This window comes from Oryzomonas sagensis, from assembly GCF_008802355.1.
Taxonomy (GTDB): Bacteria; Desulfobacterota; Desulfuromonadia; order Geobacterales; family Pseudopelobacteraceae; genus Oryzomonas; species Oryzomonas sagensis.
The window spans coordinates 332,336-348,916 of the sequence record NZ_VZRA01000003.1 but is presented as its reverse complement, the minus strand read 5'-3'; the positions used below and the strand labels follow the sequence as shown (position 1 = coordinate 348,916).

Below are 16,581 nucleotides of genomic sequence, written 5' to 3'. Positions count from 1 at the left end.
GGTTCGTTAATGCCTGTGGCACATCAGGTGTTGGGAATACTCGCCAAACAGGGCGGACATATCCGTGGAGCGGCAGAATTCCTCGAAATTGCCGTAAAAGAGCATACGCTTATCCAGATACAGCATCTTCGAGGCGTATTTCCCGATGGCGCCGGTATCATGGGTCACCAGCAGCACCGTAACCTGCCGGGAACGGTTTATCTCTCCCATCAGGGAATAGAAGCGTTCGCGCATCTCGGGGTCGAGCGCCGCAGTCGGCTCGTCCAGGATCAGCAGATCCGGGTCGTTGACCAGGGCGCGGGCCAGAAGAACGCGCTGTTGCTGACCGCCGGAAAGTTCACCTATCAGTTTAGATTTTATATCGCAAATATCCAATTGTTCGAGAACGGCATCGACCTTCGTTCTGTCGGCAGCGGTCAACCGGCGGGGGAAGCGCTTCAACGACAGGAGGCCGAGTCCGACCGTTTCGGCCACGGTGGCCGGGAATATGGGGTTGAGCAGATGCAGGCTTTGGGGGAGATACCCGATCCGGCCCCAAGCGTTGAAACGGCTGCACGGCACGCCGAACAGGGAGGCGGTGCCGTCGCTGATGGCGCTTAATCCCATCAGTGCGCGCACCAGCGTGCTCTTGCCCGAGCCGTTGGGGCCGACAATCCCGACGTAATCGCCCGCCTCCACCGAAATGGAAATATCCTCCAGCACCCGGCCTGTCCGGTAACTGCAACAGAGCCGCTCCGTCCTGACTATTTCGTCCGGCATGCCGCCCCTCCACGCGGGGTGCTGCAGGTAGCGCACACCCCATTGATCTGAAGGATATGGGACGTTACCCGCCCGCCCGAACGCTGGACCGCATCGAGTGTCCCCTCGCCGAGCGCGCACTGCCCCAGGTCCTCCACCCGCCGACAGGACTCGCAGACAAAATGGTGATGGTGGTGGTCCTGATTGGCGCAGAGAAAATAGTACTGCTTGCGGTCGGCCAGGAAGATGCGGGTAATGACGCCGGCCTCGGCCAGTTCATCGAGGATGCGGTACACCGTGGGCAGCCCGATGCTGGCCACCCGGTCCTTGATGCGGTGCCAGACCTCATCGGCGGAGAGGTAGAGCGGTTCGCTCCCCAGGCAACACATAACCTCCAGCCGCTTGGGAGTGACCTTCATATTCAGCCGTTTGAGGATGTCGCGCCCCTGTTCTCTATTCATAAAGAATTATCCGCAATTAAATGAAAATTATTTTTATTTATACCCGATAGTATCCCGTACGTCAAGCGGAAGCGCGCTTCTGGTGAAATATCGGCTGATTTCGACTAGATCGGGGGAGGACACGCAGGGGGAGATGTTCGGGGCGAGTTTCCGGTTCATTCCGGATACTCGCCCCGAACAAATTGGCAGTACTGATTCCGCACAGGGACAATGAAGCTTATAGGGACGTTACCGGCTATTTCCTCTTTTCCACGATTCCCAGGAAGAAGCTCTCAAGATCCTTGCGTTTTGTTTCGACCAGGGTAACCTCCACCGAATGCCGGCCGGCCAGCGCCATGAATTCATTGAAGCCCGCCACCGGCACAAAGTACTCGATAAAGGTTTCATTCGTGCGCGTGACGGCAAAGCCGGCCAAAGGCTCGTGGTTTCCCTGGTTCAGCCGGGTCTGCACGATGTACCCTTCGATCCCTTGCCGCACGATATTCTCGACGCTGTCCAGGGCCTCGAGCTGGCCTTTGACGATCACCCCTACCCTGTCGCAGACCTTTTCCACATCATCGGTGATGTGGGTGCTGAAGAAGACACTCTTGCCCCGCTTCTTCAGGTCGAGAATAATATCCTTCACCAACGCCCTGCCGATGGGGTCGAGCCCGCTCATGGGCTCGTCCAGGATATACAGGTCGGGATCGTGGATCAAGGCTTGCGCCAGCCCGACCCGCTGCACCATCCCCTTGCTGTAGCCGCGCATGGGACGTTTGCGGGCATCCCACAGTTCAAGCTGCTTCAGCGTTTCGTCCGAGCGGCGGTCCAGGAGGTCTTCCGGCATCTTGAACGTCTTGCCCACAAACCGGAGGTACTCCTCGGCGGATAGATAATCGTAAAAGGCCGGGTTCTCGGGCAGGAAACCGATTTTAGTCCGGGACGCAACGCTGCCGATCGGCTCGCCCATGATGGTTGCCGTGCCGGCCGTCGGCCGGATCAGCCCCATCAGGCACTTGATGGTCGTACTCTTACCCGCGCCGTTGGGGCCGAGGAAGCCGAAGATTTCGCCTTGCGTTATGGAGAGTGTGAGATTCCTGAGCGCTTCAATACGCAGCCGACGCTTGCCAATAAATGTTTTTGACAATCCGCGGATATCCAGCATGTTCATCACTTAACTCCCTTTTTTGCTTGCGGGAACGCAAACTTACTTGTCGTTGCGACTGTGCCGTCGGACTGTAAATAAAACTGCCCTCCATAGGGATCACTGGGCAATGCTTCCAAAAAACCCGATTTGAACAATTCCGCCACCGAAAAGGGTTCTCGTCCCTGCTTTTCCCGAAAACGGTCGCGGGCGATTTCTATTTTTCGCACGCCCTCAAAGGCCTTAAGTCTCGTTCCGAATGATTTTCGTGCCGTTTCGTTGCGCGAGGTCGCAATCATTGCCCTAAGATACCCGATAGCAAGACTTGTCTGTCCTGACTCTTGCAGGTATCTGCCCGCGAGGTTGATATGCAATTCCTGGCCGGACAGTTCTCCAGCCTTGCTGTAGTATTCCGCGGCTTTTTTGAAGTCCTTCAAAAAATAGGCGTAATTAAAACCAGCGTAAAACGGTAGATACCAATCCCAGGTGCGATATTTCATACCGTATTGGAGCATGTTGTTGGCCACGTTGAATTGTTGGGCATCCCACGTTAGAAAACCCTGTGCGAAATAGTAGGCATCCATATTATATGGATCGAGCTGCACCGCGCCATGAAGCAGCCGGGACATTCCCTGAAGATCCGGTGATTCGGCAATTACCTTGCTGCCCTGCATTTTGTCGAGAACGCCGCCATAATACATCAGCACCTTCATGGCCAGCGAGGCTCCAACCAACTCCTTCTGGTCAACGCTCAACGGTTTCAGCAACTTAACGCTTGGCACGAAGCCAAGTTTTTCTTCAATCGGCTTGTTACGCATATAGTCAGTGAAAGGGCAAACGAGAAGGCTATAGACAAGTAAACCTGCGATCACCAGACTGACAGGCGTTATATCGCGGGTCACTTTAACTCCCTCCGGCTGAACAGCAATGACGCACAACCCAATAAAATGGCAGTATAGGCCAGGAAATAGGCGAATGTCATACATAATCCCCGCGGATCAGGTGCAATACTATAAATGGCATTTACCTTCAGATCAAAACCAGCCAAATTTGGTAGGAGATAATATACCGCTGTCGCTGCTATTTTGAAAACGGGTGAAATAGCTGTCTGTGCTACAGGCGAGTTAATATATTCGTACACTTGCTGCGTTATGCCGCCAGCGATAAAAACACAAATGGTACCGAAGATCGGCAAAAAGAAGGAGGTGCTGACGGTTGATAACAAAATAGCCACAGAAATCAACAGAATATATTTGAGGGTGGCAAATATAACAGCTAATGCCAAATACCCCAATATGATTGGCCGATCAGGGGGGTAGATGCCCGACGTTACCTTAACCACCAAACACGTGACCGCCCCCAGTGCTGCGGAAGTAAGAACCAGAAACAGAGCCAGACCGAAAAAACGTCCAAACAAGTAGAAACTGCGATTGATCGGAAGACTGAGAACGCTAAAGGTATAGCGTCGCTCCATATCCCTCCAAATGGAAGTTGCACCCAAAAAAACCGCCAGCAATAACAAGATAAAGGAAATAAGCGATAATGACAGCGTGACGGATAGTTCCGTCACCTGACGCATTGACAGAGATGCAGCGGATGGAATGAACAGAAACAGCACCAATAGAGCCGCAATCCCCAAGAAAACACGGTCACGGAAAACCCCTTTCAGGGTAACAAGAATGACATTCATCATATTGGTCTGGTCTCCTTGGTAAAATTCATGGACAAGAAAACGCCCCTACAAATTCATCGATCCGTCAGGGATGAGAGGCTTATAAAAATTTTATTAGTATACCTTGCCACCGTTATTATCACAAGCTCTCTGCAAGCTTCTTGGCGGCATTATGATAATAACAGTCTGGCGCTGAATTCCGCCATGCGCTCTCAAAAGATTGTTTGGCAGCCAATCTGTTCCCCAGTCGTAATTGCACCAGTCCAATCCGGTAGAAATACACCGGATCTCCCGACAGTGAATGAAGATTCCCCAGGATTGTAAGCATTTCCATGCGTATTTTCCGGGACTGGCTCTCGCTTTTTGAAGCTATGAACCGTTGTTCGTTGATCAGGTACATAAGATCCAGGGAATCCTTGTCCTCCTTCCCCCCTCTTGCTTTCCGCTCCCCCATCATCCTGTATGCTTCCTCATACCTGCCGTTGTTCACGGCAACCTTGATTTTATTTATGGATGAGGGCTGGGTATCGTCTCCGCTGTTGGCAAGCAATATCTTATTGGCCTCGTCGGTTTTTCCTCTGCCAACTAGGGCAATAGCCAGCTCATTTTTTGCTGCCGGAAAATTGGGGGATTTTTTTACGGTATCTTCAAACAATGATACATTATCCTGCCAAACGACATTGCGTTTGATTGTGGCAAAACCTGAACAAAAGAGCAGAATGGCCACAAAGAACGTAATTGCCAGGGGCGGCAAACGTGATCGCAAACAGCGGATAAACAGAAACGAGAGAGCGACGAGGAAGGGTGCGGAAGCAATATACGCATACCGTTCGGCGACCGGGGTCCACGTAATCTTTAACAGCGGTACAATAAAGGCGGGCGATACCAGACAAAAAGCGGCAATAAAAAGGTAAGAGACCGTAGTACGTGCATACAGGCAATAACAGCCCCCTACACACACCAGAAGCCCCAACCAGATATAATGGGGCGATATTTCAATAATTCCGAAGTTGAGCGGAAAGGGTACGACCAGTTTTTTACAATAAAAACCGGATGTTTTGAGACCGACCCGAATCATGTCCCATATGCCAAACGCAGCACCGGAACTACTTGCCCCACTCGCCATGGTACTGACAATCTTGTCGCCACCGTTTAAGGCATACCAACGCATCACCAAATAAGCAAAACCTGACGCGAGGTACGATGCAAAAAGAAACGCCCGCAGGCGTCCTGAAGCCATGCAGGCATAATCTCGTGGCGGGACAAGGCACCATAACAATAGAACCGGAAGAACAAACAGGGCGGTTTCTTTTGATAGACACCCGCACAGTAAGAGGAAAGCACCTGCACCCCCTTGCCAAAAGGATGATATATGAATCGACCGCGTGAATAACAAAACTGCCGAGAGGACGAATACCCCGGCCAGGAGGTCTGTACGCCCGGATACCCAGTTGACCGGTTCGGTGGCTATGGGATGGAGACCAAACAGCAGGGCAACAACAAAAGGGAAATATTGCGTATCCCAACGCCATGCTTTTATGAACTGCCGGGCAAGACAAAAAACCAGCAGAGTATTGACAAGATGAAATAAAACATTCTCCAGGTGCATGAAACTTTCCTGCACCCCCCAGACGAATTTATCAAACAGAAACGTGAGGAATAACAGGGGACGGTAGTATTGTCCGCCGGCGCCGGGAAAGAACAAACCTTTAAGGGAAATGGTGTCAACGTTGATGAGCTGGTTGACCATTTTGACGTCATCTACGGAATTAAAGGGGGCAAAGAGTGAGGGGTAATAACTGCTCAGCAGGATAATGATGATAAGGAGAGATTGATTTCGAATCCTAGCGGCAGGGTTTTGCACAAAGAAACTCCAAAAAAAACGGGATGCCGAAGCATCCCGTTACGGTGTAGGAAGGAGATGCTACATAGATGTCCACGAGGTCATCTGGCTGGTATCAGCTGCATTAAGACCGGTCATACCTGTGGAAGCAGTGGAAAGTTCATGATAATACATCTTGGTATCTTGAGAAGAGGTGCCGTACTCGCGAACAGACTGAGTATGCTTCGATGTTATCGAGTATTGGTCTGAGGTAGAATTGATAAAGCAATGCAAAATCACGTTGTTCGACAGCTTGGCAAGATCTTTATAATTTGTACCATCGACACTGTACTGGATTGAAGCTCCAGCCGCCGCAACAAATTCACTCCCTGCTGCTGCAGCAGCAGCTAATGTCAGAGAAGCATTTGACATTATCATGGCTACAAGTCCGGCCATTGCGAAGATTTTCCTTTTCATTAGAACGCCCCTTTCATCGTATTATTAAATTTACTGGAGATTGGTTGGGTACTTCTGGGCATCTGCCATAACGGATTCAAGCGCTGTTTTCGTGTTTTTCAGATCGCTTGATGCAGCACTGTTGTAAGCTTTTTGACGATACGCGTTAAACTGCGGGATGGCGATAGCAGCCAGGATACCGATGATCGCAACAACGATCAGCAGTTCGATCAGGGTGAAGCCTTTTCTGTTTTTCATTTTTTGTAGCATGTTTTTCCCCTTTCGTTGTGTTGTGTTCTTTACAGGTCAAGTAATGATCAAATACGCAATTAGTCATGCAAATCGAAGGCCAGCTTTAAAACAAACATAACAATTTGATATTACATATATATACACAGAGCCCCCACAATACAACTATCTGAACCGGGGCCAAACACGTCACCACTCCTGACAATTATTGTCACTCTTCCCCATTATCCATCCCCAACTTCGCCAACCGATAGCGAAACGACCGAAACGTCATACCCAGCAGCGCCGCCGCCTTTTTCTTGGCGCCGCCGGTCTTTTCCAGCGCCTTCAGGAGGTAGCGTTTTTCCAGATCGTCCAAGAGCGGTTCCAGGAACATCCCCTCGTCGGGGATCACGACCTCCGCGCTCAGGCAGGGCGCCCTGCCGGCGGTGACCTGTTTCGGGAGGCTCCCTTCGGCAATGAGCTCGCTGTCCAGGATCAGGCTGCGCTCGACGATATTCTCCAGTTCGCGGATATTGCCGGGGAACGGGTAATTCATCAGCGCCTTGAGCGCGCCGGGGGCAACCGTTGTCGGGCCGCCGGGATGGAGCTTGCGGCAGAAGTGCTCCACCAGGAGCGGGATATCCTCGATCCGCTCCCTGAGCGGCGGCATGACGATCTGCACCACGTTGATGCGATAGTAGAGGTCCTCGCGGAAGCCCCCACTCTTGATGTCTTCATCCAGATCGCGGTTGGAGGCGGTCAATACGCGCACATCGGTCTTGAGCACCTTGGCGTCCCCCACCCTGCGGAACTCCCGCTCCTGCAGGACCCGTAGCAGCTTGGTCTGCAAGAGGAGCGGCAGTTCGCCGATCTCGTCCAGAAAGAGCGTCCCGCCGTCGGCCTGTTCGAAAAGGCCGGGCCGGTCGGCCACCGCGCCGGTAAAGGCACCCTTCTTGTGGCCGAACAGCTCGCTCTCGATCAGGGATTCGGGGATCGCCCCGCAGTTGACCGCAACGAACGGCTTGGCCTTGCGCGGGCTGCACCCGTGGATGGCGCGGGCCGCCAACTCCTTGCCGGTGCCGCTCTCCCCCAGGATCAGCACCGAGCTCTGGCTGGGGGCGACCTTCTGGATCATGTCGAACAGCTCCCGCATCCTGGCGCTCTTGCCGATGATCCCGCAAAAGCCGTCCCGCTGGGCGACCTCCTGCCGCAGGATGGTGTTTTCCCGTTTCAGCCCCTGTTTCTCCAGGGCCTTGCTGATCAGGACCTTGATCTCCTCGTTCTTGAACGGTTTGGAGATGTAATCGTAGGCCCCCAGCTTCATGGCCTCCACCGCCTGTTCCGCGGCGGTGAATGCCGTCACCATCAGCACGGCGGTGTCCGGGGTCGTCTGCTTGATCCGGGCCAGTAGTTCGATGCCGCTCAGGCCGGGCATCTGCACATCCGAAATGACCAGATCGAACAGGGAACCGCCTATCTGCCGGAGCGCCTCCTCGGCGTTGCTCGCCACCACTACCTCGTACCCCTCCCGCTCCAGCAGGATCGCAAGGAATTCGCGCATACTCAGTTCGTCATCGACGATCAGTATTCTGGTTTTCATGGATATACCTCGTCTAACAGGCTGATCAAAAATTCAGGTCGTGCAAAAATAGCCAGGTCGCCGCACCCACGAGCCAAGCCCCGCGGAGGCCCTCACCCGGCCTTTGGCCACCCTCTCCCGGAGGGAGAGGGTAACGGTATCCCTTCTCCCTTGGGGAGAAGGATAGGATGAGGGGCGCTACGCCGCACAAAGGGGCTTTCGAGGACAAAGGCCTGATGGCTGTTTTTCAACGACCTCCTACTATCCGATCCTGCGCAAGCCGTCGGCAATCCCGATCCTGACCGCCCGCCAGGTGGGAAAAACGGCCGCCACCAGGCCGACCACCAGGCAGAAGACCACGTCCAGGTACAGGGTTGAACGCTCGACCTGGAATACGGGAAAGAACGCACCCATGACCTTGCCGAACCTGGCGGCCACCGGAAAGGTCAGGACAATGCCGGCCGCACAGCCGGTCATGGCGATAAACAACGACTCGCCGAACACCATGCCGGCAATGTAGTACCCGCGAAAGCCCAGGGCCTTGAAGATGGCATACTCGCCGATCCGCTCCCGGGCGGTCATGGCCATGGTATTGGCTACCACCGCCATGATGATGACGATCACCACGTACGACACGATACGGATGGCCACAACAATGGCCTCGGTCATGGAGACGAAGCTGAGCTGGAAGGCCTTTTCCGTCTCGGTCAGGGTTTCGGCCAGGGAGTTCCTGAACCGCGCATCCACCGCCAGGGAGGTCTCCGCCGCTGTTTGCGGGTTTTTCAGCCCCAGGATGATGACGCCGAGCTGGTCGGCCCGGCGCGCGGCCGTCTTCTTCAGGGTCTCGTTCAGATAGTCCCACTGAAAGAAGAACTGGTTCTCATCGGTGGACTTCTCCGCGCCGCGATAGATGCCGCGCAGGACGAATTCCCATGTGCCGGGAAAGATGGTGCCCTTGAGCGTGATATTGTCGCCCACCTTCCAGCCGAAGCGCTCGGCCAGTCTCCGTCCGACCACACACCCCTTGCGGTCGGCCAGAAAGGCCCGTTTGTCTTCGGGAGCGAGCACGAATTCGGGATACAACTCGAAATAGCTTTTCGGCTCCACGGCAAAATTCGGGAAAAAGTTCTTTTCCGTGATGTAGATGCCCCCGAACCAGTTGGCATAGGAAACCGACTTGACCCCCTCCACCTGTCTGATCCGCTCCAGATAGGAAAGGGGCAGGGAAAAGGTCAGGGAGATGGCGTTGCGCGAGATCAGCCGCGCGGCCGACGAGGCGTTGACCCCGGCATACCAGGCGCTGACCACCGTCCGCAGCAGGCCGAAAGCCAGGATGGCGATGGTGATTCCCAGAATGGTGAGCCCGGTGCGCAGATGGTGGCGCAGGGCGTTCCTGGTAAGCAGCTTAAGAAGGAACATCGCTCAACACGCCCTTTTCCAGGTGCCTGACGGTATGGGCCTTCTCGGCGGCGCGGGGGTCGTGGGTGACCATGATGATCGTCTTGCCGAACGCGCTGTTCAGGTGCGTCATCAGGTGCAGGATCTCCTCGGCGGAAACCCGGTCCAGATCGCCGGTCGGTTCGTCGGCCACCAGAATGGAGGGGTCGCTCACCACGGCCCGGGCGATGGCGACCCGTTGTTGCTGGCCGCCCGAAAGCTGGGAGGGGTAATGTTCCATGCGGTCGGCCAGACCGACCACCTCCAGGGCGGCCACCACATGCTCCCGGCGTTCGCGGCGGTTAAGCGGCGTCAGAAGGAGCGGCAGTTCCACATTTTCAAACGCGGTCAGAACCGGGATCAGGTTGTAGAACTGGAAGATGAAGCCGACGTGGGCCGCGCGCCAGTCGGCAAGTTCCCGTTCCCCCAGGGTGGCGATATCCACGCCATCCACCACGATAGCGCCACTGTCCACCGAATCGATGCCGGCAATCAGGTTGAGCAGGGTGCTCTTGCCCGACCCGGACGGCCCCATCAGCGCCAGGAACTCCCCCTGGAAGATCTCGAAGGAGAGATCCTCCAGAACCGGCACCACCTGGCTGCCCCGCAGGTAGGACTTGGCTGCGTTGCGGATACTGACGACGACCCGCCGTTCCCCGGAGTCGGCCATTTCCTATTTTTCCCCGGCCAGACGGATCCTGGCCCCGTCCTTCAGTTTATCCAAGGGCTTGAGCGCGACCCGATCGCCGGACTTTACCCCGCCTACCTCCACCAGATCGCCCAGCGGGGCGCCGCGGGTAATCGGCGTGAAGACCACGCGATCCCCCGTGACGAGATAGACCCCCTGGCGACCGCCGGAGGCGACGATTGCCGACGGTTTGACGGCGATGCGCGGCCGCTGGTCCGCCTTGCGGGCTTCCCGCTCCAGGAAGGCCACCTTGGCGCTCATCTCCGGCAAGATGTGGGGATCGGTGTCCACGAAGCGCACCTTGACCATGACCGAGGCCTTGGTGCGGTCGGCCGTCGGGACGATGGTGTGCACGACGCCGCGGAACCGGGTGTTGGGCAGCGCATCCAGGGTGACCTCGCAGGGCTGCCCCGGCTTCACCACCGCCAGGTTTGATTCGGAGACATCGGCCTCCACCTCAAGCGACCCGAGGTCCGCTATGGACACCACGGCCGCCTTGGCATTGGCCGCCGCCCCCAGGGGGGTGATGATGTCACCCACATCGGCATTCTTGGTCAAGACAACGGCATCGAACGGCGCCCGGATCAGGCTGTAATCGTAGCTTACGGTCGCCCCTTTCAGCGCGGCGAGGGCAACGTGGATGCCGGCTTCCGCCTCCGCAACGCCGGCAACGGCCTTCTTGTAGCGCGCGTAGGCCGCATCGTATTCGGACTTGGCGACGATCCCCTGGCTCAGCAACTCCTTCTCACGCAGGTACGCCTGTTTGGCGTCGACCAGCTCCGCCTTGACCTGGTCAAGTGCAGACCGGGCGCTCTGCACGGCCGCCTTGTTCTGCCGCACGGCCGCATCCAGGTCCTTGTTCTCCAGCCGGGCAATAACCTGGCCGGTCGTAACCCGGCTCCCCTCCTCGACCCCCAGCCATTCCAACCGGCCGGTGGTCTTGGCGGCCACCGCCGCCTTTCGTTGGGCCACCACATATCCACTGGCGTTCAACAGGGTAAATGACTGGGTCGGAAATACCTGGGAGACATTGGTGGTTTCGATGGAGACGGAGCGCCTCTGCACTGCCAGCAGTACGACTCCGGCGGCGATCACGACGAAAACAACGCCCCAAAGACGCGTGCGCTTGCCCGCGCCCCGTTTGTGAGAGGGGTGGCGGGATTTGTCGATGGTGAGACGATCCAGGGAATCTGACGGCATGAATGCCTTCTCCGCTAATCAGGGGGATTCCATCCGCAAACAATGGGCAGGTATTTCATACCATTATTACAACATAATGTGAATATCTGTATGCCAAACCGATGGGGATATTTCCGGGCAGCCACACATTTTTTCTCGGCATATCTGTATTTATTGAAAGTAATATGCTATAGAAATGCTGTTTTGCGTTTACGGAGACAGTGTATCTCCATACCAACTAATTCCATGCAAGGGGGCAGCAATGAGTGAAATCGTAGATGTCTATGCTCGGGAGATCCTGGATTCCCGCGGAAATCCGACACTGGAAGTGGAGGTGTTTCTCGAATCCGGGGCCTTTGGGCGGGCCGCCGTTCCCTCCGGTGCATCCACCGGCGAACGCGAGGCCCTGGAACTGCGCGACGGCGACACGTCCCGGTACCTGGGTAAAGGCGTGCTCAAGGCGGTGGACAACGTCAACAATCAGATCGCCGATGAGATTGTCGGCATGGAGTCCGACGACCAGATCGGCATCGACATGAAGATGCTGGAACTGGACGGCACCGAATACAAGAGCAACTTGGGCGCCAACGCCATCCTGGGCGTGTCCCTGGCGGTGGCAAAGGCGGCCGCCGAGGAGGCGGGACAGCCGCTGTACAAATACATCGGCGGCGCCGGCGCCCGCGAACTGCCGTTGCCGATGATGAACATCCTCAACGGCGGCGCCCATGCCGACAACAACGTGGATATCCAGGAATTCATGATAATGCCGGCTGGCGCCAAGAGCTTTGCCGAGGCCCTGCGCATGGGCGCCGAGGTCTTTCACGCCCTCAAATCCGTGCTCAAAGGCAAAGGGTACAACACCGCCGTCGGCGACGAGGGCGGTTTCGCCCCCAACCTGAAATCCAACGAAGAGGCCTTGGAAGTCATCATGGAAGCCATCGCCAAGGCCGGCTACAAGCCGGGCGAAGACGTGCTTCTGGCCCTGGACGTGGCCTCGTCGGAACTGTTCGAGGACGGCGTCTATACCCTGGAGAACGAGGCCGAGCCGAAGAAGAGCTCCGACCAGTTGATCGACTTCTACGAGAACCTGGTCAACAAGTACCCGATCATCTCCATCGAAGACGGCATGGCCGAAAACGATTGGGACGGCTGGAAAAAGATGACCGAGCGTCTGGGCAAGCGCATCCAGATCGTGGGGGACGACCTGTTCGTCACCAACCCCAAGATCCTCAAGGAAGGCATCCAGAAGGGTATCGCCAACTCGATCCTGATCAAGCTCAACCAGATCGGCACCCTGACCGAGACCCTGGAGGCCATCGAGATGGCCAAGCGGGCCGGCTACACCACGGTCATCTCCCACCGCTCGGGCGAAACCGAGGACACCACCCTAGCCGACCTGGCCGTGGCGGTCAATGCCGGCCAGATCAAGACCGGCTCCCTCTGCCGCACCGATCGTGTTGCCAAATACAACCAGTTGCTGCGTATCGAGGACGAACTGGACAACGTGGCCCTGTTCAAGGGACACGACGTATTCTACAACATCAAGAAATAATATGTAACCCATCAATAAAAAACGAAAAAGGCGGGGTTAGCCCCGCCTTTTTCGTTCCCGTTCCCCTACCCGCTCAAACCTCTATCCTGAATTCCGCGCCATCGGCGATATTGCGTGCCGTAAGCCTGCCGTTCATGTTCTTTTCTATGATGGCTTTCGACATGAACAGCCCCACCCCGGTCCCCTTATCCGGCCCCTTGGTGGTGAAATACGGCTCGAAGATCTTGCCCATGGTGTCCCCGGCGATGCCGCCGGCGTTGTCGGTGATGGTCACAATGGAGCGCCCCTCTTCCATGCCGATGGTCACCACCACCTTGGCGTCGTCGGGGCGCTTGTCCAACAAGGCATCCCTGGCGTTCAGCAGGATGTTCAGCAGAGCCTGGGAGTACTCGTTCGGATAGCCGGAGACCATGGGGTTGGCGTTCGCCTGGGTCTCAACCGCAACCTGCTGGTTTTTGAAACTCTCCTCTACCAGCGCCAGGGTCTTGACGACCACATCGCGGATCGCAAATTCGACCTTTTCCTTGTCGGGTTTGAAAAAATTTCTGAAGTCTTCGATGGTCTGGGACATGTGGTTGACCAATCCCATCGCCTTGCCGACGGTTTCGTCCAGAAACTCCTGGTTGAACTGATCCATGCCGTAAAACAGCCGTATCTGTTGAACCAGAAGCCCCAGCACGTTCAGCGGCTGGCGCCATTGGTGGGCGATGTTGTTGATCATCTCCCCCATGGCCGCCAGACGGCTCTGCTGCAGGAGCATCTGTTCCTTTTTACGCAGGGCCTCCAGGGCGTGCAGCCGTTCACTGGTCTCTTTCCGCAGGGATGAAAGCGCCGTCGCCAACTCCTCGGTGCGTTCCGCAACCCGGTGTTCCAACTCGTCGTGGGCACGGAGCAGTTCTTCCTCCGCCCGCTTGCGTTTGGTGATTTCGTGGGCATACATGCGCACGGCATTGAAACGGGGGATCAATTGGATCGTCTCGCCAAAGACCCTCTCCTGGATGGTAATCTCCCGATACAGGGTCGACTCGCTGCTCCTGTCCCACTCCGCCAGGATTTCGTCGACATCCGGGGGGAGGAAGCGAACGGCATCCTCCCCGGCCAGCCCAACGGTCTCCAGAAACCGTTGCGCGGCCGGATTGGCAAAGACAATGCCGCCCGATGCATCCGCTTCCAGGACCGGGTGCGGATTCAATTGCGGAAACGAGGCGAGATGCCGCGCCTGTTCCTCTTCTTTCTTTCTCTCCGTGATATCCCGGACGATCTGTGATGCCCCGGTGATGCTGCCCGAATCGTCCCTGACAGGCGAGGCGGTCAGGGAGACATCTATGCGCCGCCCATCCTTGGCCAGGCGCACGGTTTCCAGGTGATCAATCCGCTCGCCCGCCTTCAACCGGCCAAGTATCCGCTCCTCTTCGGCCAACAACTCAGGAGGGAAGAGCAGCGAGATCGGTTTTCCGATAACCTCTTTCGCCGGATAGCCGAACAGCCGTTCGGCGCTGCTGTTCCAGGTACTGATGCGGCCGTCCAGCCCCTTGGAGATAATGGCGTTATCCGATGATTCGACAATGGCCGCCAGCCGGGCCCGCGTCTCTTCGGCCTTCTTGTGTCCGCTGATATCCACAAAGGTGATGACGATACCATTGATGGCTCCTTCGTGGTTCCGATAGGGGAGTACCCGTTTGAGGTAACAGCGCCCCTCTTTCAGGGTGGTGACCTCCCGCTCGGCAATGGGATGCCCACCCAGCACCTTGAGGGCATCGCGGGAAAGCGCCGGCCAGTCGAGCTTTCCCGCCAGATGCTGGAAGGGCCGCCCCAGATCGGCCGGGATCAGGCTGAAGATGGCGGCCATGGCCGGGGAAAAACGCTTGATGGCAAGCTGCCGGTCAAGAAAGATGGCCGCGATCCCGGAACTGGCGAAGAGATTTTCCATGTCGCTGTTGGCCAGATTGAGCTCTTCCACCTTCTGCTGCAACTCGGTGTTGACGGCAAGCAGTTCCTCATTGAGCGCCTGCAACTCCTCCTTCGAGGTTTCCAACTCCTCATTGGTCGCCTGCAACTCTTCGTTCATCGACTGGTATTCTTCGTTGATCGTGATGAGTTCCTCGCTGGAGGACGTGAACCCCTCGCTTGAGGTGGCGAGCTGTTCGACGGTGACCTGGAGCTGTTCGTGCGTGATGCACAGCTGCTCTTCCAACTGGCGTAGCAAGGCATCCTTGGAGGAGTCGTCGCCCGGGGCGATTTCGGTTCCGGGAGCCGGCGGGGCCGTAAGTGGCGCACGTATCGGTTCAAAGATCACCATGGCCTGGGGTACGCCAAACGATGCCGTAACAAGGGGCTCCACCAGCACATTGACCGTAGATTCCCCATCGCCGTCAGCAACCCTCACCCCCCGGAAGACAACCTGCCTCTGTTCGCCGAAGGCCGTATGGATCGCTGCCCGCAGCGATGGCCGCAGGGACTTCCGTGCCATCTTCAGGATATCCCGAGACGGTTCGCCGACCGGCACTTCGAGGAAACGGCCGGCGTGGGGAGAGACATGGACCACTTCATATTTCTCGTTGACCATCACCCAGGGAGGGGCATAACGCTCCACGAGGATCTTCTCGGCCCGCTGTGCGGAGACATCCCCCGGGGCGTCGGCAGACTTCGAAGGGCGGGTTGCTCCGGCAGGTTTGGGAACGGGAACGGAAAAAGGGAAGACCGTTTCGCCGGACCGACCGCTCTCCCGACGCTGGAAGATCTTCCACTTCTTATGAACCGGGATGAACATATCGGTGTACTGGCCGATCGTTTCCGACGCTCCCAGAAACAGAAACCCCTCCGGCTTCAGGATTTGATGGAAGAGGGGAATAAGTCGCTTCTGCATGTCGGAGGTGAGATAGATGAGGCCGTTGCGGCAGACGAGCAGGTCGAGGCGGGAAAAGGGAGGATCCTTGATCAGGCTATGGTGGGCGAATACCACCATCTCACGCAGGCGCCTGACCACCTGGTAGCCGCCGTTCGTCCTGGTAAACCAGGTCGCGAGCCTCTCCGGCCCCACGGACGCTTCGATGGCCTCGGAGTACTGTCCGGCCCGGGCCTGGGCAAGCGCCTCCTCGTCCAGGTCGCTGGCAAAGATCAGCACCTCGGCGGTGCGATTCCGGCTCTCCAGATACTCCCTGATCAGAATGGCCATGGAGTATGCCTCCTCGCCCGTGGAGCAGCAGGGGTGCCAGATGCGCACCGGGTCGTCGGCATTCCGCCCCGCAAAGAGACGCGGGACCACCTCTCGGCCAAGAATTGCAAACGCCTCCGGGTCGCGGAAGAAGCCGGTCACCCCAATCAGGAACTCCCGGCAGAGGTCATGGGCTTCCCGGGGGTTAGCGTTCAGGAGGGCAAGGTAGTCCGCAACGCCACGCGCATTGTTCATCGCCATGCGCCGCTCGATGCGTCTTCGGATGGTATTGATCTTGTATGAGCTGAAATCGTGCCCGGTCCGGGACTGCACCAGATCCAGTATTGCAGTTAAGTGTTCATCTGGTTCGGCAGAACACGCCGGAAGGGAGGTATCGGTCGCGGACTTTCTACTCATAGCAGACCCCTATCCTGAATTCAATCCCGTCAGAACGGATGTGACCTCATCCTGATTGCCCTGGAGAGAGGT

At 56.8% G+C, this 16,581-nt stretch carries 14 protein-coding genes; 1 reads left to right on the top strand and 13 read right to left on the bottom strand.

What is annotated here, in order from left to right:
• Window positions 1-6 precede the first annotated feature (6 nt).
• The 12 genes from F6V30_RS12430 to F6V30_RS12375 form a co-directional block, all read right to left on the bottom strand.
• Window positions 7-759, bottom strand: a complete 753-nt coding sequence (locus F6V30_RS12430) for a metal ABC transporter ATP-binding protein (RefSeq protein WP_151157269.1) — start codon at window positions 757-759, stop codon at window positions 7-9.
• On the bottom strand, window positions 744-1,199 hold the full coding sequence (locus F6V30_RS12425) for a Fur family transcriptional regulator (RefSeq protein ID WP_151157268.1): 456 nt from the start codon (window positions 1,197-1,199) through the stop codon (window positions 744-746). The genes F6V30_RS12430 and F6V30_RS12425 overlap by 16 nt, the downstream gene beginning before the upstream one ends.
• A gap of 235 nt (window positions 1,200-1,434) precedes the next feature.
• Window positions 1,435-2,349: an ABC transporter ATP-binding protein gene (locus tag F6V30_RS12420; protein WP_151157267.1), complete on the bottom strand. Its 915-nt coding sequence runs from the start codon at window positions 2,347-2,349 to the stop codon at window positions 1,435-1,437.
• A complete protein-coding gene (locus F6V30_RS12415) occupies window positions 2,349-3,224 on the bottom strand; it encodes a tetratricopeptide repeat protein (RefSeq protein WP_151157266.1) in 876 nt (291 codons plus the stop codon). Before F6V30_RS12415 ends, F6V30_RS12420 begins: the two co-directional genes overlap by 1 nt.
• Complete coding sequence (locus F6V30_RS12410; protein WP_151157265.1) at window positions 3,221-4,015, bottom strand: ABC transporter permease; 795 nt, start codon at window positions 4,013-4,015, stop codon at window positions 3,221-3,223. Before F6V30_RS12410 ends, F6V30_RS12415 begins: the two co-directional genes overlap by 4 nt.
• A gap of 118 nt (window positions 4,016-4,133) precedes the next feature.
• Window positions 4,134-5,858, bottom strand: coding sequence for a tetratricopeptide repeat protein (locus F6V30_RS12405; RefSeq protein WP_151157264.1), 1,725 nt, complete (start codon window positions 5,856-5,858; stop codon window positions 4,134-4,136).
• Window positions 5,859-5,918: 60 nt separating this feature from the next.
• Complete coding sequence (locus F6V30_RS12400; RefSeq protein ID WP_151157263.1) at window positions 5,919-6,293, bottom strand: hypothetical protein; 375 nt, start codon at window positions 6,291-6,293, stop codon at window positions 5,919-5,921.
• 30 nt (window positions 6,294-6,323) lie between these two features.
• On the bottom strand, window positions 6,324-6,542 hold the full coding sequence (locus F6V30_RS17465) for a type IV pilin protein (RefSeq protein WP_151157262.1): 219 nt from the start codon (window positions 6,540-6,542) through the stop codon (window positions 6,324-6,326).
• A gap of 190 nt (window positions 6,543-6,732) precedes the next feature.
• Window positions 6,733-8,103: a sigma-54-dependent transcriptional regulator gene (locus tag F6V30_RS12390; protein WP_151157261.1), complete on the bottom strand. Its 1,371-nt coding sequence runs from the start codon at window positions 8,101-8,103 to the stop codon at window positions 6,733-6,735.
• 240 nt (window positions 8,104-8,343) lie between these two features.
• Window positions 8,344-9,501: an ABC transporter permease gene (locus F6V30_RS12385; protein WP_151157260.1), complete on the bottom strand. Its 1,158-nt coding sequence runs from the start codon at window positions 9,499-9,501 to the stop codon at window positions 8,344-8,346.
• Window positions 9,488-10,189 (bottom strand): ABC transporter ATP-binding protein, encoded by a 702-nt coding sequence (locus F6V30_RS12380; protein WP_151157259.1) that lies wholly within the window; start codon window positions 10,187-10,189, stop codon window positions 9,488-9,490. Before F6V30_RS12380 ends, F6V30_RS12385 begins: the two co-directional genes overlap by 14 nt.
• A gap of 3 nt (window positions 10,190-10,192) precedes the next feature.
• The gene (locus tag F6V30_RS12375; RefSeq protein WP_151157258.1) at window positions 10,193-11,407 is read right to left on the bottom strand and encodes an efflux RND transporter periplasmic adaptor subunit; all 1,215 of its coding nucleotides are present in this window, start codon (window positions 11,405-11,407) and stop codon (window positions 10,193-10,195) included.
• A gap of 241 nt (window positions 11,408-11,648) precedes the next feature.
• On the opposite strand from F6V30_RS12375, the gene eno reads away from it, so the two are divergent.
• On the top strand, window positions 11,649-12,938 hold the full coding sequence (gene eno / locus F6V30_RS12370; RefSeq protein ID WP_151157257.1) for a phosphopyruvate hydratase: 1,290 nt from the start codon (window positions 11,649-11,651) through the stop codon (window positions 12,936-12,938).
• Between the two features lie 73 nt (window positions 12,939-13,011).
• Here eno and F6V30_RS12365 read toward each other — a convergent pair whose 3' ends face one another.
• On the bottom strand, window positions 13,012-16,509 hold the full coding sequence (locus tag F6V30_RS12365) for a CheR family methyltransferase (protein ID WP_151157256.1): 3,498 nt from the start codon (window positions 16,507-16,509) through the stop codon (window positions 13,012-13,014).
• Between the last annotated feature and the right edge of the window lie 72 nt (window positions 16,510-16,581).

Coding starts and splice junctions, on each gene's coding strand:
- F6V30_RS12430 (WP_151157269.1), bottom strand. CDS start 759: ATGCCGGACGAAATAGTCAGGACGGAGCGGCTCTGTTGCAGTTACCGG.
- F6V30_RS12425 (WP_151157268.1), bottom strand. CDS start 1,199: ATGAATAGAGAACAGGGGCGCGACATCCTCAAACGGCTGAATATGAAG.
- F6V30_RS12420 (WP_151157267.1), bottom strand. CDS start 2,349: ATGAACATGCTGGATATCCGCGGATTGTCAAAAACATTTATTGGCAAG.
- F6V30_RS12410 (WP_151157265.1), bottom strand. CDS start 4,015: ATGATGAATGTCATTCTTGTTACCCTGAAAGGGGTTTTCCGTGACCGT.
- F6V30_RS12400 (WP_151157263.1), bottom strand. CDS start 6,293: ATGAAAAGGAAAATCTTCGCAATGGCCGGACTTGTAGCCATGATAATG.
- F6V30_RS17465 (WP_151157262.1), bottom strand. CDS start 6,542: ATGCTACAAAAAATGAAAAACAGAAAAGGCTTCACCCTGATCGAACTG.
- F6V30_RS12390 (WP_151157261.1), bottom strand. CDS start 8,103: ATGAAAACCAGAATACTGATCGTCGATGACGAACTGAGTATGCGCGAA.
- F6V30_RS12385 (WP_151157260.1), bottom strand. CDS start 9,501: ATGTTCCTTCTTAAGCTGCTTACCAGGAACGCCCTGCGCCACCATCTG.
- F6V30_RS12380 (WP_151157259.1), bottom strand. CDS start 10,189: ATGGCCGACTCCGGGGAACGGCGGGTCGTCGTCAGTATCCGCAACGCA.
- F6V30_RS12375 (WP_151157258.1), bottom strand. CDS start 11,407: ATGCCGTCAGATTCCCTGGATCGTCTCACCATCGACAAATCCCGCCAC.
- eno (WP_151157257.1), top strand. CDS start 11,649: ATGAGTGAAATCGTAGATGTCTATGCTCGGGAGATCCTGGATTCCCGC.
- F6V30_RS12365 (WP_151157256.1), bottom strand. CDS start 16,509: ATGAGTAGAAAGTCCGCGACCGATACCTCCCTTCCGGCGTGTTCTGCC.